Here is a 24,397-nt window from a genome sequence, read left to right as displayed (position 1 = left end):
ATGACGATTAAACCATAGGCATAAAATTACTCCAATCATGGATGATCGCTCAAAAGTTCTGCTCAAAACCTTAATCGAGAGATATATCGAAGAAGGCCAGCCAGTGGGCTCGCGGACCCTGTCACGTTTTTCGGGATTGGATCTCTCGGCAGCGACGATTCGGAATGTAATGGCCGATCTTGAGGACCTTGGTTTGGTGACCAGTCCGCATACCTCGGCAGGACGCATTCCAACCCCGCGAGGTTACCGTTTGTTTGTCGACACGATGTTGACCATTCGGCCCCTGGAGGAGGTGGCTTCCAAACAGGTTGAGCAATCCTTATATCCCGATGCTCCCCAAAAGGTGATTAGTTCTGCAGCCCAGCTCTTATCCAATCTGACGCATTTTGCTGGCGTGGTCATGACCCCGAAGCGCTCTCAGATCTTTAAACACATTGAGTTTCTGCGCCTTGGCGAAGGCAAGATTTTGTTAATTTTGGTAACTCCCGAGGGGGATGTGCAAAATCGGATCTTGCCGACCAACCAAGATTACAGTCCCGCACAGCTGACAGAGGCAAGTAATTTCATTAATGCGCATTTCTCAGGAAAGAGTTTTTCAGAGGTTCGCAGTCGCTTACGGGCAGAGTTGGATCACTTGCGCAGTGACATTGCTGGATTAATGGCACTCGCCCTCGAGAATGGTGTGAGTGACACGGGTTTAAATCACCCGGATATGGTGATTTCTGGAGAACGCCACTTACTCGATGTGGGTGAGCTGAGCTCCAATCTGAGCAAATTACGCAAAATGTTCGATATGTTGGAGCAAAAATCCCTGCTCATGCAATTGTTGGACGTATCAAGTCATGCCGATGGTATTCAGATCTTTATTGGCGGCGAAAGTGAGCTGTTGCCCTATGAGGATTTGGCGGTGATCAGCGCTCCCTATAGTGTGGATGGGCAAGTGGTAGGAACACTCGGCGTGATCGGCCCCACTCGAATGGCGTATGATCGTGTGATCCCGATTGTGGATATCACCTCTAAGCTATTAAGCGGCGCCTTGAGCTCCCCTTAATGATTGGATCACTGTTGAAAACGAACCCTCATTTAAGAACCTCCCGGACCGGCGTTTTGTTGATTAATTTGGGCACCCCAGAGGCGCCTACGCGCACGGCGGTGAAAACCTACTTAAAGCAATTTTTGTCGGACCCTCGGGTCGTTGAAATTCCGCGCTTGATTTGGTGGTTCATTTTGCACGGTATTATTTTGCCGATTCGCAGCGGCGCTTCGGCGAAAAAATACGCATCGATTTGGCTAAAAGAGGGTTCCCCCTTGCTGGTCTATTCGCAAGCGCAGGCCCAAGGTTTGAGGGATCGCTTTGCGGGCAAGGATTCGAATGTGATCGTGGATCTAGCGATGCGTTACGGTAAGCCATCCATTCCTGAAGTGCTCAACCGTTTTCAGGAGGCCAATGTTGAGCGTCTATTGGTATTGCCTTTGTACCCTCAATATTCAGCGACCACCAGCGCCTCCAGCTTTGATGAGGTGTTTTCAGTTCTTAAGACGTGGCGCAATCAACCCGAACTCCGAATTGTGAAGCACTATCATGATCATGGCGCTTACATTGAGTCTCTCCGTCAACAGATTGAAGCCTACTGGGCGCAACATGGCCGACCCGATTTTTCAAAGGGCGCCAAGCTCATCATGTCCTTTCATGGTCTGCCCAAACGAAATTTGATGCAAGGGGATCCCTATCATTGCGAATGTCTGAAATCAGGTCGCTTGCTAGGAGAGGCGCTGGGATTAGAGCCAGCCAATTACCACGTCACCTTTCAATCTCGCTTTGGTCGCGCGGAATGGTTAAAGCCTTACACTGCCTTGACCATTGAGGAGCTTGGGAAGGCAGGCTGCCCTCACATGGATATTGTTTGTCCTGGTTTCCCAGCAGACTGCCTAGAGACCTTAGAAGAAATTGCCATGGAAGGTCAAGAGATTTTTCATGAGCATGGTGGCAAAGAGTATCGTTACATCCCATGCTTAAATGACGATCCTAATTTCATTTCGGCTTTACATGCAATTGCTTTAGAGCATATGCATGGCTGGTCAAAAGAGCTTGAGTCTCCTGCAGTTTTGGAGTTTCGCAATCAGCGTGCTCAGGTAGCAGAAGCTGCGATGACTGCTGGATAAGGTAGTCCCCTTGAAATGGGTGGTCATGAACCCCATATAAAATGCAGAAAACAAGGTGGAACGACTATGAGTGATCAAAAATCTGAGCAACAAGCAGCGGACAACGCAACAACCGAAGTGAATGAACAGCCTCCCCAGAGCATGGAAGAGGAGCTTGCAGAGCTCAAGACGAAGCTCGCAGAAATGCAAGATAACTTCTTGCGCGCTAAGGCGGAGGGTGAGAATATTCGGCGTCGCGCTGCTGAAGACATTGCAAAAGCCCACAAATTTGCCATTGAAAATTTTGCTGAGCACTTGATTCCAGTCAGCGATAGCTTATATGCCGCTCTAGCCACCGAGGCTGGCGATGCAAAAGCGTTTAAGGAGGGTCTCGAGATCACTCTAAAGCAACTCATTGCTGCCTTCGAAAAAGGCCGCTTGGTTGAGATTAATCCCGAGTCTGGGGCTAAGTTTGACCCTCATCAGCATCAGGCAATCTCTATGGTCCCATCGGATCAAGAGCCCAACACAGTGGTCTCGGTCTTGCAAAGAGGCTTCTTGATCGCCGACCGGGTTTTAAGACCCGCTTTGGTGACTGTTAGCCAAGCAAAATAAGTTAGGGCTAATTATTTCAAGGACTTAGAGCCCTTGAAATTGCCGAACTTGCCCCCATCTACTCATTATTCGAAACAACGCCTCACCATCATTTGGAGCCATTATGGGAAAAATTATTGGAATTGACCTAGGAACAACTAACTCCTGCGTCGCAGTTATTGAGAACAACGCCCCGAAAGTCATTGAAAACGCCGAGGGCGCCAGAACCACCCCTTCTATCATTGCGTATATGGAAGACGGAGAGGTATTGGTTGGTGCGCCCGCTAAGCGGCAGTCAGTCACCAATCCTAAAAATACCATCTATGCCGTCAAGCGCTTAATCGGACGCAAATTTACCGACGCAGAAGTGCAAAAAGATATTGGCTTAATGCCTTACAGCATCATCGCCGCAGACAATGGCGATGCCTGGGTATCAGTGCGTGACAAGAAGATTGCTCCTCAGCAGGTATCGGCTGAAGTTTTGCGCAAAATGAAAAAGACTGCCGAAGATTATTTGGGCGAAGAAGTCACTGAGGCCGTAATCACAGTGCCCGCTTACTTTAATGATAGTCAGCGTCAAGCCACGAAAGATGCTGGCCGGATTGCTGGTTTGGAAGTTAAGCGCATCATTAATGAGCCTACCGCTGCTGCTCTGGCATTCGGATTGGATAAGCAAGATAAGACCGATCGCAAAATTGCTGTTTATGACTTAGGCGGTGGCACCTTCGACGTTTCAATTATTGAAATCGCGAATGTGGATGGAGAAAAACAGTTTGAAGTGCTATCTACCAATGGCGACACCTTCTTAGGTGGTGAAGACTTTGACCAACGCATCATCGATTGGATCATTGCTGAGTTCAAGAAAGAACAAGGTGTTGATTTGAGCAAAGATGTCTTGGCATTGCAGCGCCTAAAGGATGCTGCTGAAAAAGCCAAGATTGAGCTGTCTTCCTCCCAACAAACCGAAATCAACTTGCCTTATGTAACGGCTGATGCAAGTGGCCCCAAGCATCTGAACTTAAAGTTGACTCGCTCTAAATTGGAGTCTCTAGTTGAAGAATTGATTACTCGCACCATGGGCCCATGCCAGGTGGCGATGAAGGATGCTGGGGTTTCAGCAGCCGATATTGATGATGTCATCTTAGTCGGCGGCCAAACTCGTATGCCGAAGGTACAAGAGCAAGTTAAGGCCATCTTTGGTAAGGAACCACGCAAAGACGTGAATCCCGATGAGGCGGTTGCGGTTGGTGCTGCGATCCAGGGATCGGTTTTATCAGGCGATCGTAAGGATGTCTTGTTGCTTGATGTCACACCCTTATCGTTGGGCATTGAGACCTTGGGCGGTGTGATGACCAAGATGATCCCCAAAAACACGACGATTCCGACTAAGCATGCCCAAGTATTTTCAACTGCCGAAGACAATCAGCCAGCGGTCACCATCAAGTGCTTCCAAGGTGAGCGTGAGATGGCCAGTGCGAATAAATTGCTTGGTGAGTTCAATTTAGAAGGCATTCCGCCATCACCCCGTGGCTTGCCACAAATTGAGGTGACCTTTGATATCGATGCTAACGGAATCTTGCATGTCACCGCTAAAGACAAAGCGTCTGGCAAAGAGAACAAGATCACCATCAAGGCAAACTCAGGTCTTTCTGAGGATGAGATTCAGCGGATGGTGAAAGACGCCGAAGCCAATGCTGAGGAAGATCGTAAATTGCTTGAGCTGGTCACCGTCCGAAATGCGGCCGATGCCTTAGCGCACTCGACCAAGAAAGCACTTGATGAGCATGGCGCGAGTCTGGATGCTTCCGAGAAGAGTGCAATTGAATCGGCGTTGAAGGAACTAGAGGAAGCCATCAAGGGAAGTGATAAGGCAGCGATTGAGTCAAAAACCGAGGCATTGGCAAAAGCAAGTCAGAAGCTTGGCGAGAAAGCCTATGCTGCCGAGCAGGCGAAGACTAATCCAGGCTCTGCCAATCCAGCGGGTGAGGCAAAAGCCAACAATGATGCAGAAGTAGTCGACGCTGACTTTAAGGAAGTCAATGATAAGAAGTAATTCTTAAAAAAGAATGATGCAAATTGGTGAGTCGGCCCCGTGCCGACTTCGCCTTTTGGGAAATTAAAAAAGGAATGGGTTGTGGCTACTGGTAAACGTGATTTTTATGAGGTGCTAGGGGTTGGTAAAAATGCCAGCGATGAGGATCTTAAAAAGGCTTATCGCAAATTGGCCATGAAATACCACCCTGATCGCAACCCTGACAACCCAACTGCCGAGGCAAAGTTCAAAGAGGCGAAGGAGGCCTACGAGACGCTTGCAGATCCCCAAAAGCGTAATGCGTACGATCAGTACGGCCATGCTGGAGTTGACCCAAGCATGGGTGGGTTTGGAGGGGCTGCAGGGGGTTTTGCTGACGCCTTTGGCGATATCTTTGGCGATATCTTTGGTCAAGGAAGAAGTTCTGGCCCTCAGGTTTATAAGGGCGCCGACCTGCGCTACAACATGGAGATTACCCTCGAGCAAGCTGCTGAGGGTTACACCACCCAAATTCGAGTTCCAAGCTGGAGTAATTGCAAAACCTGTAGCGGTTCTGGTGCAGAGCCAGGTTCGAAGATTGAGGAATGCCCAACCTGTGACGGTCGCGGCCAAGTCCGGATTGCCCAAGGCTTTTTCTCAATGCAACAAACGTGCCCAAAGTGTCGTGGCACCGGCCAATACATACCGAAGCCCTGCAAGACCTGCCATGGGAGCGGCAAGATCAAAGAGCAAAAGACTCTCGAAATTAAGATCCCGGCCGGCATTGATGATGGTATGCGGGTGCGCTCCGTTGGTAATGGCGAGCCCGGGATTAACGGCGGTCCCTCAGGCGATCTCTACGTCGAAGTGCATGTCAAAGAGCACCCCGTATTTGAGCGCGATGGTAGCGATTTGCATATTCAAATGCCCGTCTCATTTGCGACCGCTACTTTGGGTGGTGATATTGAAGTTCCAACGCTTGGCGGCAGGGTTGAGCTAACGATTCCTGAGGGAACCCAAACCGGCAAAACCTTCCGTTTACGCGGCAAAGGAATTAAGCAGTTGCGTTCCTCCCTATTGGGCGATTTGTATGTACATGTCTTGCTTGAAACCCCTGTGAAGTTATCCGAGGAACAAAAAGCATTGCTCTCTCAATTTGATGAATCACTTCGAAGCGGTGGCAAAAAACACAGTCCTCAACAAGAGGGTTGGTTTGATCGAATGAAGAGTTTTTTTAATTAAGAAGCAAAGCAATGCTCAGGTCCGGGAAATTTTCCGGACTTGACTTCACGAACATAGGCTTTAATCGCTGCCTCAATCGAGCTGCTACCAGCCATGAAGTCTTTCACAAACTTTGGCGCTTTTCCAGGACTAATTCCGAGTAAATCTGGCAGGACCAAAACTTGTCCGGAGCAATTTGGCCCCGCTCCAATCCCAATGGTGGGAATGTGGAGTGACTGGGTAATTTTTTCTCCGAGTGCTGATGGGATTGCCTCTAGAACGAGCATTTGAGCCCCTGCGGACTGGCAAGCATGGGCTTGTTCAAACATCAGAGCGCCGGCATCTTTTGACTTGCCTTGGACTTTATAACCACCCAGCAAGTGCACGGACTGAGGTAAGAGCCCCAGGTGAGCGCAAACCGGAACACTGCGCTCGACTAAAAATTGAATGATATCGACCTGCCAACTACCACCTTCAAGCTTTACCATGTCAGCACCTGCGCGCATCAGCTCAGCGGCTGATTCCAATGCTTGAACGGGGTCTCCATAGCTTGCAAATGGTAGATCGGCAATCAAGAATGCATGGTGATTGGCACGGGCAACGCATTCCGTGTGATAGGCCATTTCCTCAACGGTAACCGGAGTAGTGCTGCTGTGACCTTGGATCACATTGCCAAGCGAGTCTCCAATCAAAATCACTTCGACTCCACAGCGATTGAGAAGGGCGCTCATGGTCGAGTCGTATGCAGTTAGAACCGCAATTTTCTCGCCATCGGCATGCATGGCCAATAACTTCGTGATCGTAATTGGCTTATCGCCTTGTAAATAACTCATAAGCCGATTTTAAGCCTAATGCAGCTGTTGGTCGCAATCGCAGTGTTTGCAAGTGATTCGGGTAATGCGTTGGTGTGCAATATTAGGCAAAAGATTTTTTAAGGGGCCGTGGTTGGGTAAGAAAAAATCGGGGCAAATTTCAAGTAAAGGAAGAATCACAAAGGAGCGTTCGGCAATGCGTGGATGCGGAATGGTGAGCTCAGAATGGTTTTGTTCAATGCCTTCATAAAACAAAATATCGAGATCAAGGGTTCGGGGCGCATTGGCATAAGGACGTTCGCGACCAAACTGATGCTCGATCGATTGGCAGACATATAAAAGTCCATAGGGATTGAGTTCAGTATCAATTTCGACAACCGCATTGATGTAGTCACCCCCCACAGCGTTTACAGGCGCGCTTTGATAAAAGCAGCTTTTGTTAACGATATGGATTTGAATATGCTGAGCAAGGCAGACGATTGCATCGGTGATGCTCTGCCGAGCATCGCCAATGTTGCCACCGAATCCAATAAAGGCGTGCGCCATGAGTTCCCTACTAAGAATATGCGCTTACTTTACTGAAAATCAGTTAACTTTGCTTGGCGTCATTTGGTCCAGAATCCGGGGGGTTGTCAGGGTTTGGCTTTGGCTTTTTTGGCCTGCGGCGCCTGTTCCTATTTGGGTTCGTTGGGGTTTTGCCGGAGGCCATATCTTCTAGCTTCGCGCTCGCCAGTAAGGCTTCGCGTTCGGGTAAATCCGCATGATAAAAGTCTGTCCACCATTGCCCAAGGCTGGGTTTGCAATACCCTGTTTGGCTGCGCAGGAGCATGAAGTCGTAACCAGCCCGAAAGCGCGGAACCTCTAGCAGTCGCTCGGGGTAGCGCCCCACTCGTTTTTCAAAACGCGGTTGCATGGTCCAGATATCCCGCATATCACCCTCATGGCGGCGCTGAATGGTGATGCCGGTATGCGAGGGGGAGACAACCGTATCAATTGCAGCATGGAGTGCTGCTACAGCAGGCATCCCAGTATTTCTAAGTGCTTGCCACTCCTTCTCCAGATCGGGCCAAAGCAAGGCCGCAAACAGAAAACCCGGGGAAACCGATTTACCCATTTGAATCCGTTCATCGGTGTTGCGCAGTGCTTGCTCAATAAATTGAGCGGCTTGCGCATCTTCGAGTGCACGATCCATAAATGGCAAAAGCCCATGGTGCAAGTTTGCATGACGCAATGCCTGGATTCCAGCCCAAGCATGCCCTGACATGAGTAATTTCAAAATCTCATCGAATAGGCGAGCGCTTGGAACGTCATGGATTAATTGGCTAAGCTCATGAATCGGTGCAAGGGTCTTGGGCTCAATCTGAAAACCCGTCTTAGCGGCAAAGCGAATCGCTCGCAACATACGGACCGGATCTTCACGGTAACGCTTTGTTGGGTTACCGATCATGCGAATCGTTTTAGAGCGGATATCCTCCATGCCACCGTGATAATCGAGCACCGTTTCTGTACTGGGGTCGTAATACATTGCATTGATCGTAAAGTCACGGCGGGCAGCGTCTTCGGCATGCGTGCCCCAAACGTTGTCACGCAGAATGCGACCGCTCTCGGCAATATGCTCACCTACACTTTCTAACACCGCACGAAAAGTAGAGACTTCAATAATTTCAGGGCGCTCTTTGCCAAAATAAGTGACATGCACAATCTGAAAGCGACGCCCAATCAAGCGTGAACGCCTAAATAATTTTTGTACTTGTTCGGGGGTGGCATTGGTTGCTACATCAAAGTCTTTAGGGGCGATCCCTAAAACGAGATCGCGAACTGCCCCACCTACGATATAGGCTTTATAGCCTCCTTGCTGTAAGGTATGGGTGACCTTGACTGCATTTTTTGAAAGTAAGGCAGGATCGATCCGATGGGTTTTCTTAGAAACCTTATGGGCTACCAAGGTAGCCCCGGATTGATCCGACTTTGGGCGAGGGCCGCGACGCAACAAGCGATCGATGAATTTAGTGATCATGAGGATGCGCCAGAATCCATTTAATGAAATAGCTCTAAGATCGGCCAGTGACGCTTTTCTGCTTCAGCCCGTAGGCGCGCATCTGGATTAGTGGCCACCGGATTGGTTACTCTTTCCAATAGTGGCAAATCATTCATGGAGTCGGAGTAAAAGAAGCTTTGCTCAATGGATTCCAAGCGCAATCCCAAACCGGTCAACCAATCATTGACTCGAGTAATTTTCCCTTCCTTAAAGCTCGGTATCCCTGCAATACCGCCAGTAAAATTTGCTCCCGGTTGATTATTCTCTGTCGCTGGTTCAGTAGCAACCAAATGCTCAATTCCAAAGGCGTTCACAATCGGGCGCGTGACAAAACTATTCGTGGCGGTTACTACGCAACACAAATCACCCGCATCCAAATGCTGTTGTACAAGCTTCATGGCTTGCGGATGCAGACGCCCATCGATCTTCTCTCGCATAAATGCGCGATGCCAGCCTTCCAATTGCGTACGTGGATTGTCGGCCAAGGGTCTTAAGGCAAAACGTAAGAATGCGTCAATATCGAGCTTACCCATTTTGTAATCGGCGTAAAACTGATCGTTGGCTTTGGCGTATTGCTCCCCATCGACAACACCTAGGCGCACCAGAAACTGCCCCCACTCGTAATCGCTATCAAACGGTAAGAGGGTGTGATCCAAGTCAAATAGGGCAAGGCGAGTCATGGTGTGTGTCCCGAAATTTGTAAGAGCTCACGAACCAAGGGTAGGGTAATGGCGCGCTTGGTCTCCAAAGAGTAGGCATCGAGTGCGTCGAGTAATGCCATCAAACTTGGCATATCCCGATAGAAATGATGAATCAACCAAGGTAAAACGTCATTGGATAAGACAAGACCCCGTTCTTTTGCAGCACGCGACAGAGCTTCAATCTTCTCTGAATCAGAAAGTGGATGAACTTCAAAGATCAACCCCCAGCCGATACGTGTTCGTAAATCCTCTCGTAATGCCAATTGTGCAGGAGGTGCATGCCCAGACAAATACACGAATGAGTATGGTGAAGCGTGTACTACATTGAGTAAGCGAAAAAGACTCGCTTGTTGATGCGGATCCAGCCGATCTACATCATCTAAGGTCATGATGATGGGTGCGGAGCTCACAGCAGCTGAGAGTTTGTGCTCAGCATCAACCCAGCTACTCGGTTCATTGGGGGATAGTCGAATCGAGCCCACTTGATGTTGCTCAGCTTGGTTTGCCATAGCGCTTAATAGATGAGAGCATCCAGCTCCATCGGTCCCCCACCAATAAAACCAGCGCCCTTCAATCGAGTGCGAGGTGGTTTTTGATGGGGAGTTCCAGCGAGCAATGGATTGGCTAAGCGCATCGACTAGAGCTTCATTACCGTTTGGTAAAAAATTATGGAGTGAGGGCTTGGGGGCTTGATTGATATCGAGCGCAAATTGACGGGGCAGTGCGGATGAGGCCATTACTTTTGATACCAGCTACTTTGGGCGTATTGCGACCATGCAAAGCGGATCAGTACCAATACAACTGCGCTAGCTGGCAGGGCAAGTAATACACCAAAAAATCCAAATAACTTAGCGAAGATTAGCAAGGCAAATAAAACCGCCACCGGGTGCAGCCCAATTCGTTCGCCCACTAAACGGGGGGTTAGGAAAAATCCCTCGAGAACTTGGCCGATCCCAAATACGACCAACACAATCACGAGCTCAGGCCCAAGCCCGAATTGCAAAATGACCGACAGGACCGCCAAGATCAGGCCGAGTGCAATTCCAATATAAGGAATCACAATCACCAAGGCGGTAAACACGCCAAGACCGAGAGCCCCATGCATACCCGTCAAACTCAATCCAGCGCTATAGAAAACTGCCATGATCAAAATCACGAGCATTTGCCCACGCAGGTATTGGGATAACAACAAGTCCGTTTCTAGTGCCAGCCTGAGCGCAGTGTCTTGATAGCGAATGGGAAGCAGTTGCTTGAGTAATTCAAAGAAGTGCTTCCAATCAATCAGCAGATAAAAAAGGACGAAGAGAATCAAGACAATATTGACGAGGCCGCCAAGCACGGAGCTACCAGAAGCCAAGATGGTCTCAAAACTAGTGCTCAATATTTGGTTGGCGTTTGCAGAAAAATGGGCGGTTAATTTTTGAGTAATCGAATCCCGTAAGGCAAGCCAATCGATCTCAATATTGAGGCTGAGTAATTTGGGCCCCAGCCACGTTTGTAGACTTTGAAGCCAAATGGGCAGCTGCGCCTTTATGAGGGGGATTTCATAGCGTAGGAGATTAATCAGTAAAAGCAGAATGATGAGGAGAACGCCAAGCCCGAAAAGCATGCCGATACTACTGGCAAGGGTTTTACCAAGGCCTAAATTCTGAAGACGCAGAACCAAGGGCCTCAGAATGTAAGCCAAAATAAATGCAAATAGAAAAGGGGTAAAAATTTCAGCCATGGGCCTTCATACTCTAGAATTCAGAGATTCTAACGATGTAAATGACTGATCTGCAGGATTTACCCTTTTTTGAAGACCCATCTATGAATAATCCACCCAAAACCCCAGGCTTGTCTTACCGCGACGCGGGTGTTGATATTGACGCTGGGGATGCCCTGGTTGACCGCATTAAGCCATTGGCAAAAAAGACCATGCGCGAGGGTGTTTTAGCTGGAATCGGAGGATTTGGGGCCTTATTTGAGGTACCCAAACGCTACAAAGAGCCCATTTTGGTATCCGGCACTGACGGTGTGGGCACCAAATTAAAGCTTGCTTTTGAGTGGAATGCTCATGAAACCATTGGCCAAGATTTGGTAGCAATGAGCGTCAATGACATTTTGGTTCAAGGCGCTGAATCCCTTTTTTTTCTGGATTACTTCGCCTGCGGTAAGTTATCGGTCGATACAGCAAGCACCGTAATCGCCGGAATTGCCAAGGGTTGTGAGTTGGCCGGCTGCGCTTTAATTGGGGGTGAAACTGCTGAGATGCCGGGCATGTACCCGCCGGGTGAATACGATTTGGCAGGCTTTGCGGTTGGCGTGGTTGAGAAATCGAAAATTATTGATGGCTCTAGTATTCGGCCGGGTGACGCAATTATTGGGATTGCGTCTAGTGGCGCACATTCGAATGGCTATTCGCTCATTCGGAAGATCATTGAGCGCTCTGGCGCAAAACCGAGCGAGACCATTGAGGGCAAGACCCTGCAGGAATTAGTCATGGCGCCCACTCAAATCTACGTTAAGCAACTTTTAAATGTGATGTCGCAACATTCCTTAAAGGGATTGGCGCATATTACGGGCGGTGGCTTAGTAGACAACATTCCACGTGTGCTGCCAGAGAATACCCAGGCGGTGTTGCGACGTGATTCATGGACTTTGCCACCGCTGTTTCGCTGGTTGCAAATGAAAGGTGGTGTTGCCGATGCGGAAATGGCACGTGTTTTCAATTGCGGTATTGGGATGGTGGTTGTCGTTGACCAGCACGAGGCGAAGGCTGTGATTGCTAGCATTGAACAGCAAGGCCTAAACGCGTGGTTGTTAGGTGATATTTCTCAGCGTCCAGAGGGGGCGCCACAAACCATTCTTATTTAAAGGATCTTTGGAGAGTGGCCATCGCCATTGATTTTGCAGCTTGAAGTTCTTGTGGGTTAAATGGGTCAAAGGCATGCCGCTGCATCGCTCTTAGCCAAGTCACCTGACGTTTACTAAGCTGTCGTGTGGCAGCGTATGCTTTTTGCTTCATCGTCGGGTAATCCACTTTACCCTCTAAGTATTCCCAGACCTGGCGATAGCCCACCGAGCGAATCGCTGGCAAATTGGTATGCAAGTCGCCGCGCTCAAATAAAGTGCGCACCTCGTCGATGAAATTATTTTCAAGCATTTGATCAAAGCGCTCTTCAAGACGGGCGTGCAGTGCTTGGCGGTTGTTAGGCTCTAGAGAAATTACCTCAACATCATGTTCGAGATGCTCCGAGTTACGCCCTGTCGCACTTGGCGACTCTTCAAACAACTGGGATAAGGGCTGGCCTGTTAATGCATAGACCTCGAGCGCTCGCTGAATGCGTTGACTATCGTTAGGCTGTAATCGACTGGCAGTGACTGGGTCAAATTGAGCAAGCTTGGCATGCATACCAGGCCAACCCAGTAAGGCAGCTTCCTCATCGAGTTGCTTACGGGTTTGCGGATCTGCAGGCGGCAGTTTTGAGAACCCATAGACCCAGGCTCGCCAGTACAGCATGGTTCCGCCCACAATTAGCGGAATATGTCCCCGCGTCTGGATCTCTTTAATGAGTTGCTTTGCATCGCTAGCAAAACATGCCGCCGAATAACTCTCACTCGGATCGCGAATATCAATCAGATGATGCACAACCTCAGCTTGCTCAGCAGGAGTGGGCTTCGCTGTCCCGATATTCATTCCGCGATACACCAGGGCGGAGTCCATGCTGACGATCTCGATGTGCTGATGCCGTTGGCGGCATTGCCTAGCCAACTCAAGCGCTAAATTACTCTTACCGACCCCGGTGGGGCCCACAATGGATAAAACCTTAGCCGGCATCCGCTCTGCTGAAATTAATGTTGACGGACTTGATGCTCAAGCGTGGCGATATGCTCCCGTATCTCATCGGCATCTGTGGCGTTGGGAACTTCAGTGAGGTATTGCTGCATATCATCGATGGCAGGGCGCAAATACTCCAATTGCGCATAGATTAAGCCGCGATCCCGAATCTCCTCCATGGCATCAGGCAAGAGGATCACAAGCCGCTGTTGAACCCCCAATAAGCGCTCCCACCGCTCATGTTCGGTATAAATGAGTTTCAGGTTACGCAAAAAGCGCGAGACGATCTCGCGGCAACTAGAAACTCGTAAAAATACATTGAGCGGGAGTTGTAACTCGCCAACGTATCCCCGGGCCTCTAAATACGGATCGAGCATCTCTTGAAGTTCGTGCTTCGATAGGGATGCGCCAGTCAAGGGATCCATAATGATCTCGCCTTGTGGCAAGGAAACGCGCAGCATGAAGTGATTAGGAAACGATACCCCACGAATTTTTAATCCAATCTGATTACCCAGCTCCATCATTAAGATCGCCAGTGAAATTGGAATACCTCGACGACTTTGTAAAACATGATGTAGATAGGAGTTCTCGGGGGCATAAAAATCATTGGGGTTGGGGCCAAATCCGAGCTCGGTATAAAAGAAGTGTTTGAGCTGTTGGAGCCGTTGCACCGCAGAAGCATCGGCAGAAATTCGTTTTTTGAGTCGATCACCTAACTGATCAATCTCATCGAGGGTATGCTGGACATCCAAATCAGGAAACGCATGTTGTGCAACTGCAATGCATGCCTCCGTTAGAGGAAAATGCTCGTCCTCAGCAACCAGGGTGGCAAAGTAGTCAAGTTGTTGAGTTGGCATATTTCCTATTTTGCATGACGCAGAAAATTTTGCCAGCGCAAACCGACGATCCACAGGCTCGCAAAGTAAATGATTGCTGCTGCACCCAACCAAAGACCGAGAAGACCTATCCGAATCAAGGGGTTGACTTGTAAAGCGAGCCAATCGTGTGCCTGTGCACCATAAAAAAGCACCATGCTCAGTGGCAATAGTCCAACAAGCAGTTGACCGAAATATTTGAACCAGCCGACCGCGCTCGGAATGGCGTCACGTCGACGTAGCCCAAGCCACAACAAGGCGGCGTTTAAACAAGCCCCAAGACCAACGGATAGAGCAAGGCCGGCATGGGCAAACAGTGGCACGAGCCCAATATTGGCGAGCTGTGTAAAGACTAAGACCACCAATGCAATTTTGACGGGAGTACGGATATCCTGACGTGAGTAAAACCCTGGGGCTAAGATCTTGACCAAAATGAGACCAATTAGACCCACACCATAGGCAGCCAGTGCTTGCCGGGTCATTTCCACATCCATGGCATTAAATTGCCCGTAGTGGTACAGAACAGCTGAGATTGGTGCGCCAAATATAAATAAAGCGATTGCGCAGGGCGCTGCCAGCAAAAAAGTTAAGCGTAAGCCCCAAATTAATAACTCTCCGGCCTGGGCAGTATCTTGGGCGGCGTTTGCTTTGCTAAGGCTTGGTAGCAAAACAGTTCCAAGTGCAACCCCTAGAAGAGCTGTTGGAAACTCCATCAGGCGATCCGCATACGAGAGCCAAGAGACACTACCGGTTTGTAAATGCGAGGCAATGTTGGTGTTGATAATGAGAGAAATCTGCGCAACGGAGACTGCAAACACAGCCGGAACCATGAGTTTTAGGACACGGCGGGCATCTGGATTTTGCCAGGCCGATTTGATTTTTCTGGGGAGCAGGCCGATTCGAGGTAATAATCCAAGTCGCATTAAGGCTGGAATCTGAATCGCTAGCTGCAAGATGCCCCCGATCATCACCCCAATGCTTAAGGCGTAAATCGGTTGCTCTAGGGTGGGTGCAATAAAAAGGGCGCCACCGATTAAAGAGAGATTGAGGAGTACGGGGGTAAAGGCAGGCACCGCAAAACGACCAAAGGTATTGAGGATGCCGGCCGATAAGGAAACCATGGAAATTAGACCAATATAGGGAAACATGATGCGCGTCATGAAGACGGTGGTCTCAAAGGAGGTCCCATCCTTGAGACCCGCTGCAATGATAAAAACCAGGATCGGTGCTGCTAAGACCCCAATTATGACCGTGAGACTCAGTGCCCAAAACAAGATGGTGGCAATTGCGTCGATTAATGCTCGGGTCTGATCTTTTTCTCCCCGATTTGAGATTTCGCCTAGGATTGGCACAAATGCCTGCGAGAAGGCCCCTTCCGCAAAGAGTCTCCGCAAGAGATTGGGAAGCCTGAAGGCTACATTAAAGGCATCAGTCCACTCCGAAGCACCAAAGCTTCTGGCGATCAAGGTTTCCCGAACCAATCCCGTAATGCGGGAAATCATGGTTAGGGAGCTTACCTTCGCTGCGGCAGAGAGGAGGTTCATGGCCTGATTTTCCCTTATTTGGGGGGAGGGGTGGGCATTTTGGGGTCTTTAAGGTAGAATGTCAGGTTTTCGAGATTGAATATTTGATCTCACGTAACGCTAATGAATTTAGCCCCACTTTCTTTAAGGGACTGATTTCATTCTAATTATTTGTTTAGATAGGTTAATTGAATGGCTAATACCGCACAAGCTCGCAAGCGCGCTCGTCAATCTGTGAAGCTTAACGCTCACAACGCTAGTTTGCGTTCCAAACTTCGCACTTCCATTAAGGCAGTTCGCAAAGCGATCGAAGCTGGCGATAAAGATGCTGCAAAGAAAGTATTTGTTGCTGCGCAATCGACCATCGATAAGATTACCGATAAAAAGATTGCCCACAAAAATACTGCTGCGCGCCAGAAGTCGCGACTATCTGCTGCGATTAAAGCAATGGCCTAATTTTTAGGCCTGTTGCGGGCCTAAGGAAGTACCGATTTTCTGACCCGCTCTCCTGTTGAGCGGGTTTTTGTTTAGTGGAGCGTTCTTTTGCACAATAAGCCGCATAACACTTCGATCGCATCATCAAGTGCTCAGTTTGCAGAGTTGGGTAATGGCCAATCGCTGGCTAAGCCACAATCTCCTGACCAGCTCAGGCATTACCTGCAATTTTCCGACTTTAGTCGTGATGAGTATGAGTACCTGTTTGGTCGCGCCGCTTGGCTAAAGGAGCGTTTTAAGCGCTACGAGACCTGGCATCCATTGCACGATCGAACTCTGGCTATGATCTTCGAAAAACACTCGACACGTACTCGCCTTTCCTTTGAAGCAGGTGTTCATCAGTTGGGTGGGCATGCGGTTTACATGAACACTCGCGATACCCAGTTGGGTCGGGGTGAGCCGATCGAGGATGCCGCACAAGTGATCTCGCGGATGACCGACATCATCATGATTCGGACCTTTGAGCAAGAGACGATTGAGCGCTTTGCTGCCAACTCGCGTGTACCCGTCATGAATGGTTTAACCAATCAGTATCATCCTTGCCAAGTATTGGCTGATGTATTTACGTATGTCGAGGCACGCGGACCGATTCAGGGCAAAACCGTGGCATGGGTTGGTGATGCGAACAATATGGCGTATACCTGGATTCAGGCAGCTGAAAAACTGGATTTTGAGCTCCGCTTCTCTGCCCCCGAGGGATATCAGTTAGAGCGTTCTCGCCTACAACCATCGGCCTTTAATCATCTCGTGGTCTGTGCGGATCCAAAGGATGCGTGCAAAGGTGCCGATTTAGTAAGCACTGATGTGTGGACCAGTATGGGATTTGAGGCTGAGAACGCAACGCGGATGGCAGCATTCAAGCATTGGATGGTGACCGAGCAGTTAATGGCATTAGCCCATCCCGATGCACTCTTTATGCACTGTTTACCCGCACATCGCGGTGAGGAAGTGAGTGCCGAAGTGATTGATGGCCCGCAGAGTGTCGTGTGGGAAGAGGCTGAGAACCGGCTGCATGTCCAAAAGGCTTTAATGGAATTTTTACTCTGTGGGCGCTTATAAAATCAAACTTCATCATTGCAGTGATTGCTTAACTTATTGAGATCGTAAACACTATGTCCGAAATTAAAAAAGCCGTGCTGGCCTATTCTGGCGGCCTTGATACCAGCGTAATTCTGAAATGGCTTCAAGATACTTACGGCTGTGAGATCGTTACCTTCACCGCTGACTTGGGTCAAGGTGAGGAGCTCGAACCTGCCCGTGCCAAGGCTCTCAAATTCGGCATTAAGCCCGAGCATATCTTTATTGATGATTTACGTGAAGAGTTTGTGCGTGACTTTGTGTTTCCGATGTTTCGGGCAAACACGATTTACGAAGGCGAATATTTACTAGGAACCTCGATTGCTCGCCCTTTAATTGCAAAACGTCAAATTGAGATTGCGCGTCAGGTGGGGGCGGATGCGGTGTCTCACGGCGCGACAGGTAAGGGCAATGACCAAGTGCGATTTGAGCTTGGGTATTACGCCCTTGAGCCTGGAATTAAGGTGATTGCTCCCTGGCGTGAGTGGGATTTGCTTTCCCGAGAAAAACTTTTGGCCTATGCAGAAAAACACGGCATCCCTGTAGAGATGAAGCACAAGCAAGGGGGCGCCCCTTATTCCATGGATGCCAATCTATTGCACATTAGTTTTGAGGGTCGGCATCTCGAAGATCCAAACGCAGAAGCGGAAGAGGCGATGTGGCGCTGGACTGTTTCCCCAGAGAGGGCTCCCGATCAAGCGCAGGTAATTGAAATCGAATTTAAGCAGGGCGACCCAGTCGCGATCAATGGAAAGTCTCTAAAGCCTCATGAATTACTGGCCGAGTTAAATCGACTGGGCGGTGCGCACGGCATTGGCCGACTGGATCTGGTCGAGAATCGTTTTGTTGGAATGAAGAGCCGGGGTTGCTATGAGACGCCTGGTGGAACTATTTTGCTCAAAGCGCATCGTGCGATTGAAAGCATTACCTTAGACCGTGAAGTTGCCCATCTTAAGGATGATCTGATGCCGCGCTATGCAGCGCTAATTTATAACGGCTATTGGTGGTCGCCTGAGCGCTTGGCATTGCAGACCTTAATTGACCATACTCAGAAAACTGTGAACGGGGTTGTGCGTCTCAAGCTGTACAAAGGTTCGGTTTCTGTGTTGGCACGCGATTCAGCGAATACCTTGTTTGATCAAAATATTGCAACGTTTGATGATGATGGTGGCGCATATAACCAAGCCGACGCCGGTGGCTTTATTAAACTTAATGCATTGCGGATGCGAATTGCTGAAATTGCAAAACGCAAACGTACAAAATAATCACTAAATTACGAAAGAGTTGATATGCAGTTCGATGGTGTTTCAGTTGGCAAAAAGGCAAATGTTTATTTTGATGGGAAGTGCGTATCCCATACCGTTACATTGCCGGATGGGGTCCGTAAATCAGTCGGGGTGATTTTGCCCAGTACCTTGCGCTTTGATCTCAGCACCAAAGAGGTGATGGAAGTCGTTGAGGGCACAGCACATGTCAGTATTAATGGTCAGGCTGAAAAAGCCTTTACTGCTGGGCAATCATGGACCGTTGAGGCCGGTGGATATTTTGTGATTCGAGCTGAACAACCGGTGCATTACGTTTGCCACTTTGGCTAGTTACTAGCGTTTTGGCAGACCTGTAATCACCGTGCCGGGTCCAAGGGCCCGTTGTGCAAACCACTTTTGATTCATTTCTAGGGCGAACCGAACCGGTGCTCGGGGGCAGTGGTTATTCTGGGTTTCAGGATCCATATCGGAAAGATTCACAATCTTGCCATCATCATCAATAAACGCGATGGTTAGCGGCAACTTCGTATTGCGCATCCAAAAGCAATGAATCGCCTTTTCTGGAAAAACAAAGAGCATTCCAGCATTGGTGGGCATAAACGTTCGGTACATTAAGCCAGTTTGTCGGGCTGCCGGGGTGTCGGCGAGTTCAGCCTCAATCCGGTACATTCCGGCCTTGAGTTCAATGATTGGTAGGGAGGAGCCCTGAGCGGCGGTATTTTCTGTCAGGATGAACAAAAAAGAGGTCGCCAGAATGGTCAAGTATTTGCGGATCATTGGGCCAGGGGAATTAAAATAGTGCATTTTCAGGAATAGGCAGTGTTGCCTCATGCGAAAATACCATATTCGTTAAACGGAGAAAAGCATCATGTACAAGCACATCAAAGTCCCAGCAGGTGAAAAAATTACGGTCAACCCTGATTTTTCCATCAATGTTCCGAATAACCCCATTATTCCGTTTATCGAGGGAGATGGGACTGGGATGGACATCACCCCAGTGATGATCAAGGTAGTCGACGCTGCAGTTGAGAAGGCTTATGGCGGCAAGCGCAAGATTTCTTGGATGGAGGTCTATGCTGGAGAAAAATCAACTAAGGTCTATGGTCCAGATGTTTGGATGCCTGATGAGACCCTCGACGCGGTTAAAGAATACGTTGTATCCATTAAAGGTCCGTTGACTACCCCGGTTGGTGGTGGCATTCGTTCTTTGAACGTTGCATTACGTCAATCCCTTGATTTGTATGTTTGCTTGCGTCCAGTGCGGTATTTCAAGGGAGTGCCCTCTCCCGTGCGCGAGCCCGAGAAGACCGATATGGTGATCTTCCGCGAGAACTCCGAAGATATCTATGCGGGTATTGAATGGGAAGCCGGCACTGAAGGTGCCAAAAAGATGGTGGATTTCTTGATTAAAGAAATGGGTGTGAAGAAGATTCGTTTCCCAGAGTCCTCCAGTATTGGTATCAAGCCCGTATCACGTGAGGGTACCCAGCGTTTAGTTCGCAAAGCTTTCCAATACGCCATCGATAATGACAAGCCTTCTGTCACCTTGGTTCACAAGGGCAACATCATGAAATTTACCGAAGGGGGTTTCCGTGATTGGGGCTATGAGTTAGCCATGAAAGAATTTGGAGCACAACTCATCGATGGTGGTCCATGGTGCAAATTTAAGAACCCCAAAACCGGTAAAGACATCATTGTTAAGGATGTGATTGCTGACGCCTTTTTGCAGCAGATCTTATTACGCCCCAATGAGTACAGTGTGATTGCGACCTTAAATCTCAATGGAGACTATATTTCGGATGCACTCGCTGCCCAGGTCGGCGGAATTGGAATTGCGCCAGGGGCAAATATGTCCGATAGCATCGCAATGTTTGAGGCAACCCACGGCACAGCCCCCAAATATGCTGGTAAAGATTACGTCAATCCTGGCTCCGAGATCTTGTCGGCCGAGATGATGCTGCGGCATTTGGGTTGGACCGAAGCCGCTGATTTGATTATTTCTTCGATGGAAAAAGCCATTCTTTCAAAGAAGGTAACTTATGACTTTGCGCGCTTATTGCCAGATTCAACCCAGGTTTCATGCTCGGGCTTTGGTCAGGTCATGATTGACAATATGTAATTCGCAGGAACTCCAAAAGAAAAACCCCAGGTTGAAGCCTGGGGTTTTTACTTGGGATCAGCTAGTGATCAGGCAGCTTGAATATTGGTTGCCTGTTTACCTTTTGGGCCTTGAGTAATGTCAAACGTTACTTTTTGACCTTCTTTGAGGGTTTTAAAGCCGCTCATCGTGATTGCACTGAAGTGTGCAAACAACTCTTCTTCTCCATCATCCGGTTTGATAAAACCGAAACCTTTTGCATCATTAAACCACTTAACAACTCCGGTCGCCATGCGAACTCCATTACAAAAATCTAAAGACAACCGTGAAGAGGGGAAATACCTTTTGATCAGTCTTACTCCGCAACACGCCTAATGCAGGTAAATCTCAAACGAGAAAAACACCACAAGGTTGATTGTTTGCCCTTTTTGAGGGGGTGTCAAGGAAATATGACTGAATATCACTAGGAAAAACCCTTTTTTTTCATAAAAACGCCCCAATATGACAAATATGCCTTGATTTTGAAGGGTTTTCGTCAGATGAAAACCTGATTTGTGTGGATTTATTGCAGAGTTTTGCGGTGTGGTTAGAATGTTTCTCATGAGTCGTAATTCCAAAACACCCCCCGGAGGAAACCCAGTCACCCCATTTAAGGAAGACACGGTTTTATTGGAACGGCAGGCTGAAAAGGTCAAGGTGCCGGCCATGTACAAAGTGATGTTGTTAAACGACGACTACACACCGATGGAATTTGTGGTGATGGTGATTCAGGAATACTTTAATAAAGATCAAGAGACAGCAACTCGCATCATGTTGCAAGTGCATCTGGCAGGAAAAGGCGTCTGCGGTATCTATACCCGCGATGTGGCCTCGACCAAGGTCCATCAAGTCATAGAACGTTCCCGTGAAGCGGGTCACCCATTGCAGTGCACTATGGAGGAAGCATGATTGCTCAAGAACTGGAAGTAAGTTTGCATATGGCTTTTGTGGACGCTCGCGCAGCGCGCCACGAGTTCATTACGGTTGAGCACTTGCTATCCGCGTTATTGGATAACGCCACCTCGGTCGAGGTTCTGAAGGCCTGTGCGGTCAATATTGCAGAGTTGCGCTCCCAGCTGAAAAATTTTATTAATGACAACACCCCGGTGGTTCCTGGAACCGAAGAGGTCGATACTCAACCAACGCTTGGATTCCAGAGGGTGATTCAGCGTGCCATCATGCATGTGCAGTCGACCTCGAATGGCAAAAAAGAGGTGACTGGCGCTAATGTGTTGGTGGCTATCTTTGGTGAGAAAGATTCGCATGCGGTCTATTTCTTGCAACAGCAAGGGGTAACCCGCTTGGACGTAGTGAACTTTATCAGTCACGGCGTTCGCAAAGACAACACGGAACCCGCAAAAGCAGCTGAGGCTAGCCCTGATACTGAGGAGGCTGCAAGCAGCGGCAAAGAAAGTCCGCTCGATCAATTTACCCAAAACCTAAATGCGATGGCGCGTCAGGGCAAGATCGATCCATTAATTGGGCGCGAAGGCGAGGTCGAGCGAGTCATTCAAGTCTTATGCCGGCGACGTAAAAACAATCCCCTTTTAGTTGGTGAGGCTGGTGTTGGTAAGACCGCGATTGCCGAGGGCCTGGCCTGGAGAATCACAAAGGGTGAGGTTCCAGAGATTTTGGCAAATGCGACGGTTTACTCCTTGGATATGGGCGCATTGCTGGCAGGGACCAAATACCGCGGTGATTTTGAGCAGCGACTCAAAAGTGTCCTGAAGTCCTTAAAAGACAATCCCCATGGCATCCTATTTATTGATGAGATTCATACCCTGATTGGTGCGGGTGCGGCTTCTGGCGGAACCTTGGATGCGAGCAATCTGTTAAAGCCAGCACTGTCGAGTGGAACGCTTAAATGTATTGGTGCAACCACCTTTACTGAGTACCGTGGCATCTTTGAAAAGGATGCGGCTCTCTCGCGGCGTTTCCAAAAAGTCGACGTGGTAGAGCCCACCGTAGATCAAACCGTGCAAATTCTGCGTGGCTTGAAGTCTCGCTTTGAGGAGCACCATGGTGTCAAGTACGCAGCTGCCGCGCTCGTAGCCGCTGCTGAATTGTCATCTCGGTATATTAATGATCGGCATTTGCCAGATAAGGCGATTGATGTGATTGATGAGGCAGGTGCTGCTCAGCGCATCCTCCCCAAATCAAAGCAGAAGAAAACCATTAACCGCCAAGAGATTGAGGAAATTGTGGCGAAGATTGCACGTATCCCACCGCAATCAGTGTCGGTCGATGATCGCAGCAAGTTACAAACCTTGGATCGCGATATTAAGAGTGTTGTCTTTGGCCAAGACCCAGCGATTGAGGCGCTTGCAAGCGCTATCAAGATGACCCGTGCTGGCTTAGGTAAAGTTGATCGGCCAATCGGCTCCTTCCTCTTTTCAGGTCCCACCGGGGTCGGCAAGACTGAGGTTGCGAAGCAGTTGGCCTTCATCATGGGTATTGAGCTGCTCCGTTTTGATATGTCGGAATACATGGAGCGTCATGCGGTAAGCCGTTTGATTGGTGCACCTCCTGGCTACGTTGGCTTTGATCAAGGCGGATTACTAACCGAAGCCGTCTCAAAGAAACCGCATTGCGTTTTGTTGCTCGATGAAATTGAGAAGGCGCATCCGGATATTTTCAATATCCTTTTGCAGGTCATGGATCACGGCACCTTAACCGATAACAACGGACGGAAGACGGATTTTCGTAATGTCATCATCATTATGACCACCAATGCGGGTGCGGAAGCGATGCAAAAGTCGACCATGGGCTTTACCAATGCGCGTGAGCAGGGTGATGAAATGGCAGACATCAAGAAGTTCTTCACCCCGGAGTTTAGAAACCGCTTAGATGCGATTGTCTCCTTTAAAGCCTTAGATGAGTCCATCATTATGCGCGTAGTGGATAAGTTCCTCATGCAGCTTGAAGAACAATTGCACGAGAAAAAAGTCGATGCGGTCTTTAGTACTGCCTTGCGTTCCTATTTGGCCAAGCATGGCTTTGATCCGCTTATGGGTGCGCGACCCATGCAGCGAATTATTCAGGATACGGTGCGTAAAGCCTTGGCCGATGAATTGCTCTTTGGGCGCTTAGCCCATGGCGGTTCGGTGGTGGTGGATATTGATGAGGATGGTAAGGTGCAGTTGCAGATTCAATCCTCGAATCAGCCGCCGAGTAAATCGAGCAAGGCGAGTATCGAGCCAGTCGAAGAAATCTAAAGAAATCCCTGGGCGCGGAGCTATCCGCGTCCAGTACTACCAAAGCCACCTGTACCCCGGGTGCTACTCTCAAACTCAGTAACCACTTTGAGTTCCACTTGAAGTACTGGAACGATCACAAGTTGCGCTAAACGCTCCATCGGCTCCAATCGAAATGCGGTAGAGCCTCGGTTCCACGCGCTCACCATCAGCTGACCCTGGTAATCTGAGTCAATTAATCCGACGAGGTTACCCAACACAATTCCGTGTTTATGACCGAGTCCTGAGCGCGGCAGAATCATCGCAGCGTAACGAGGATCTTCAATATAAATTGCCAGACCTGTTGGAATGAGCTCCGTTTGACCAGGGGCAAGCTCAATTGCGTTGTCAATGCAGGCGCGCAAATCTAATCCAGCGCTTCCTGGGGTGCCATAGCTAGGCATTTGCGAGCGCATCCGCTCATCGAGGATTTTGACTTGAAGAACTTGCACG

General features: G+C 49.0%; 25 protein-coding genes. 13 read left to right on the top strand and 12 right to left on the bottom strand.

Going from position 1 to position 24,397, the window contains the following annotated elements; translation table 11 throughout:
• Window positions 1-34: 34 nt before the first annotated feature.
• The 5 genes from hrcA to dnaJ all read left to right on the top strand — a co-directional run bounded on the left by hrcA (window position 35) and on the right by dnaJ (window position 5,989).
• Window positions 35-1,051, top strand: a complete 1,017-nt coding sequence (hrcA, locus tag AOC32_RS08140; RefSeq protein WP_108508979.1) for a heat-inducible transcriptional repressor HrcA — start codon at window positions 35-37, stop codon at window positions 1,049-1,051.
• Window positions 1,051-2,163, top strand: a complete 1,113-nt coding sequence (hemH, locus tag AOC32_RS08135) for a ferrochelatase (protein WP_108508978.1) — start codon at window positions 1,051-1,053, stop codon at window positions 2,161-2,163. The genes hrcA and hemH overlap by 1 nt, the downstream gene beginning before the upstream one ends.
• Window positions 2,164-2,229: 66 nt before the next feature.
• Entirely contained in the window at window positions 2,230-2,757 is a 528-nt protein-coding gene (gene grpE / locus AOC32_RS08130) for a nucleotide exchange factor GrpE (protein ID WP_108508977.1), read from the top strand.
• Window positions 2,758-2,860: 103 nt separating this feature from the next.
• Window positions 2,861-4,789 (top strand): molecular chaperone DnaK, encoded by a 1,929-nt coding sequence (gene dnaK, locus AOC32_RS08125; RefSeq protein ID WP_108508976.1) that lies wholly within the window; start codon window positions 2,861-2,863, stop codon window positions 4,787-4,789.
• 81 nt (window positions 4,790-4,870) lie between these two features.
• A complete protein-coding gene (gene dnaJ, locus AOC32_RS08120) occupies window positions 4,871-5,989 on the top strand; it encodes a molecular chaperone DnaJ (protein WP_108508975.1) in 1,119 nt (372 codons plus the stop codon).
• Here dnaJ and panB read toward each other — a convergent pair.
• From panB to AOC32_RS08090, 6 genes are read right to left on the bottom strand one after another with little or no spacing between them, the layout of a single operon-like run.
• A complete protein-coding gene (gene panB / locus AOC32_RS08115; RefSeq protein ID WP_108508974.1) occupies window positions 5,986-6,801 on the bottom strand; it encodes a 3-methyl-2-oxobutanoate hydroxymethyltransferase in 816 nt (271 codons plus the stop codon). The genes dnaJ and panB overlap by 4 nt on opposite strands.
• A 15-nt stretch (window positions 6,802-6,816) precedes the next feature.
• Entirely contained in the window at window positions 6,817-7,326 is a 510-nt protein-coding gene (gene folK / locus AOC32_RS08110; RefSeq protein WP_108508973.1) for a 2-amino-4-hydroxy-6-hydroxymethyldihydropteridine diphosphokinase, read from the bottom strand.
• 43 nt (window positions 7,327-7,369) lie between these two features.
• Window positions 7,370-8,797, bottom strand: a complete 1,428-nt coding sequence (pcnB, locus tag AOC32_RS08105) for a polynucleotide adenylyltransferase PcnB (protein WP_108508972.1) — start codon at window positions 8,795-8,797, stop codon at window positions 7,370-7,372.
• Window positions 8,798-8,817: 20 nt separating this feature from the next.
• On the bottom strand, window positions 8,818-9,498 hold the full coding sequence (locus AOC32_RS08100; protein ID WP_108508971.1) for a histidinol-phosphatase: 681 nt from the start codon (window positions 9,496-9,498) through the stop codon (window positions 8,818-8,820).
• Window positions 9,495-10,256: a DnaA regulatory inactivator Hda gene (hda, locus tag AOC32_RS08095; RefSeq protein ID WP_108508970.1), complete on the bottom strand. Its 762-nt coding sequence runs from the start codon at window positions 10,254-10,256 to the stop codon at window positions 9,495-9,497. Before hda ends, AOC32_RS08100 begins: the two co-directional genes overlap by 4 nt.
• Window positions 10,256-11,245 carry an AI-2E family transporter gene (locus AOC32_RS08090; protein WP_108508969.1) on the bottom strand — a complete coding sequence of 330 codons (990 nt, stop codon included), beginning with the start codon at window positions 11,243-11,245 and terminating at the stop codon, window positions 10,256-10,258. Before AOC32_RS08090 ends, hda begins: the two co-directional genes overlap by 1 nt.
• Window positions 11,246-11,328: 83 nt before the next feature.
• On the opposite strand from AOC32_RS08090, the gene purM reads away from it, so the two are divergent.
• Window positions 11,329-12,375 (top strand): phosphoribosylformylglycinamidine cyclo-ligase, encoded by a 1,047-nt coding sequence (purM, locus tag AOC32_RS08085; RefSeq protein WP_108509399.1) that lies wholly within the window; start codon window positions 11,329-11,331, stop codon window positions 12,373-12,375.
• On the opposite strand, the gene miaA is transcribed toward purM, so the two are convergent.
• From miaA to murJ, 3 genes are read right to left on the bottom strand one after another with little or no spacing between them, the layout of a single operon-like run.
• Window positions 12,368-13,339, bottom strand: a complete 972-nt coding sequence (miaA, locus tag AOC32_RS08080) for a tRNA (adenosine(37)-N6)-dimethylallyltransferase MiaA (protein WP_108508968.1) — start codon at window positions 13,337-13,339, stop codon at window positions 12,368-12,370. The two genes, purM and miaA, sit on opposite strands and share 8 nt — an antisense overlap.
• Before the next feature lie 14 nt (window positions 13,340-13,353).
• Window positions 13,354-14,196 carry a SirB1 family protein gene (locus AOC32_RS08075; RefSeq protein WP_108508967.1) on the bottom strand — a complete coding sequence of 281 codons (843 nt, stop codon included), beginning with the start codon at window positions 14,194-14,196 and terminating at the stop codon, window positions 13,354-13,356.
• A gap of 5 nt (window positions 14,197-14,201) precedes the next feature.
• Complete coding sequence (gene murJ / locus AOC32_RS08070; protein WP_108508966.1) at window positions 14,202-15,758, bottom strand: murein biosynthesis integral membrane protein MurJ; 1,557 nt, start codon at window positions 15,756-15,758, stop codon at window positions 14,202-14,204.
• A 171-nt stretch (window positions 15,759-15,929) separates the two neighbouring features.
• Between murJ and rpsT the strand changes: the two genes are divergently transcribed.
• The 4 genes from rpsT (at window position 15,930) to ppnP (ending at window position 18,904) form a co-directional block, all read left to right on the top strand.
• A complete protein-coding gene (rpsT, locus tag AOC32_RS08065) occupies window positions 15,930-16,193 on the top strand; it encodes a 30S ribosomal protein S20 (protein ID WP_108508965.1) in 264 nt (87 codons plus the stop codon).
• Window positions 16,194-16,355: 162 nt separating this feature from the next.
• Window positions 16,356-17,291, top strand: coding sequence for an ornithine carbamoyltransferase (gene argF, locus AOC32_RS08060; protein ID WP_199908562.1), 936 nt, complete (start codon window positions 16,356-16,358; stop codon window positions 17,289-17,291).
• Window positions 17,292-17,344: 53 nt separating this feature from the next.
• Window positions 17,345-18,574 (top strand): argininosuccinate synthase, encoded by a 1,230-nt coding sequence (locus AOC32_RS08055; RefSeq protein ID WP_108508964.1) that lies wholly within the window; start codon window positions 17,345-17,347, stop codon window positions 18,572-18,574.
• 24 nt (window positions 18,575-18,598) lie between these two features.
• Complete coding sequence (ppnP, locus tag AOC32_RS08050) at window positions 18,599-18,904, top strand: pyrimidine/purine nucleoside phosphorylase (RefSeq protein ID WP_108508963.1); 306 nt, start codon at window positions 18,599-18,601, stop codon at window positions 18,902-18,904.
• A 3-nt stretch (window positions 18,905-18,907) separates the two neighbouring features.
• Here ppnP and AOC32_RS08045 read toward each other — a convergent pair whose 3' ends face one another.
• On the bottom strand, window positions 18,908-19,351 hold the full coding sequence (locus AOC32_RS08045) for a DUF192 domain-containing protein (RefSeq protein ID WP_108509397.1): 444 nt from the start codon (window positions 19,349-19,351) through the stop codon (window positions 18,908-18,910).
• A 91-nt stretch (window positions 19,352-19,442) separates the two neighbouring features.
• Here AOC32_RS08045 and icd point away from each other — a divergent pair, with 91 nt between their 5' ends.
• A complete protein-coding gene (gene icd, locus AOC32_RS08040) occupies window positions 19,443-20,693 on the top strand; it encodes an NADP-dependent isocitrate dehydrogenase (RefSeq protein ID WP_108508962.1) in 1,251 nt (416 codons plus the stop codon).
• Window positions 20,694-20,761: 68 nt separating this feature from the next.
• Here the strand turns inward: icd and AOC32_RS08035 are convergent, their stop codons facing one another.
• Entirely contained in the window at window positions 20,762-20,965 is a 204-nt protein-coding gene (locus AOC32_RS08035) for a cold-shock protein (protein WP_108508961.1), read from the bottom strand.
• A gap of 307 nt (window positions 20,966-21,272) precedes the next feature.
• Between AOC32_RS08035 and clpS the strand changes: the two genes are divergently transcribed.
• Both clpS and clpA read left to right on the top strand, forming a co-directional pair.
• Window positions 21,273-21,620, top strand: coding sequence for an ATP-dependent Clp protease adapter ClpS (gene clpS, locus AOC32_RS08025; protein ID WP_371817053.1), 348 nt, complete (start codon window positions 21,273-21,275; stop codon window positions 21,618-21,620).
• The gene (clpA, locus tag AOC32_RS08020; RefSeq protein WP_108508958.1) at window positions 21,617-23,926 is read left to right on the top strand and encodes an ATP-dependent Clp protease ATP-binding subunit ClpA; all 2,310 of its coding nucleotides are present in this window, start codon (window positions 21,617-21,619) and stop codon (window positions 23,924-23,926) included. The genes clpS and clpA overlap by 4 nt, the downstream gene beginning before the upstream one ends.
• A 20-nt stretch (window positions 23,927-23,946) precedes the next feature.
• Here clpA and dut read toward each other — a convergent pair whose 3' ends face one another.
• On the bottom strand, window positions 23,947-24,396 hold the full coding sequence (gene dut, locus AOC32_RS08015; RefSeq protein ID WP_108508957.1) for a dUTP diphosphatase: 450 nt from the start codon (window positions 24,394-24,396) through the stop codon (window positions 23,947-23,949).
• Window position 24,397: the final 1 nt, after the last annotated feature.

The sequence above is a fragment of the Polynucleobacter acidiphobus genome, assembly GCF_003065385.1.
GTDB classification, from domain to species: domain Bacteria; phylum Pseudomonadota; class Gammaproteobacteria; order Burkholderiales; family Burkholderiaceae; genus Polynucleobacter; species Polynucleobacter acidiphobus.
Note: the sequence above shows the minus strand (reverse complement) of the source record. Positions and strands in the feature narration are given on the sequence as shown.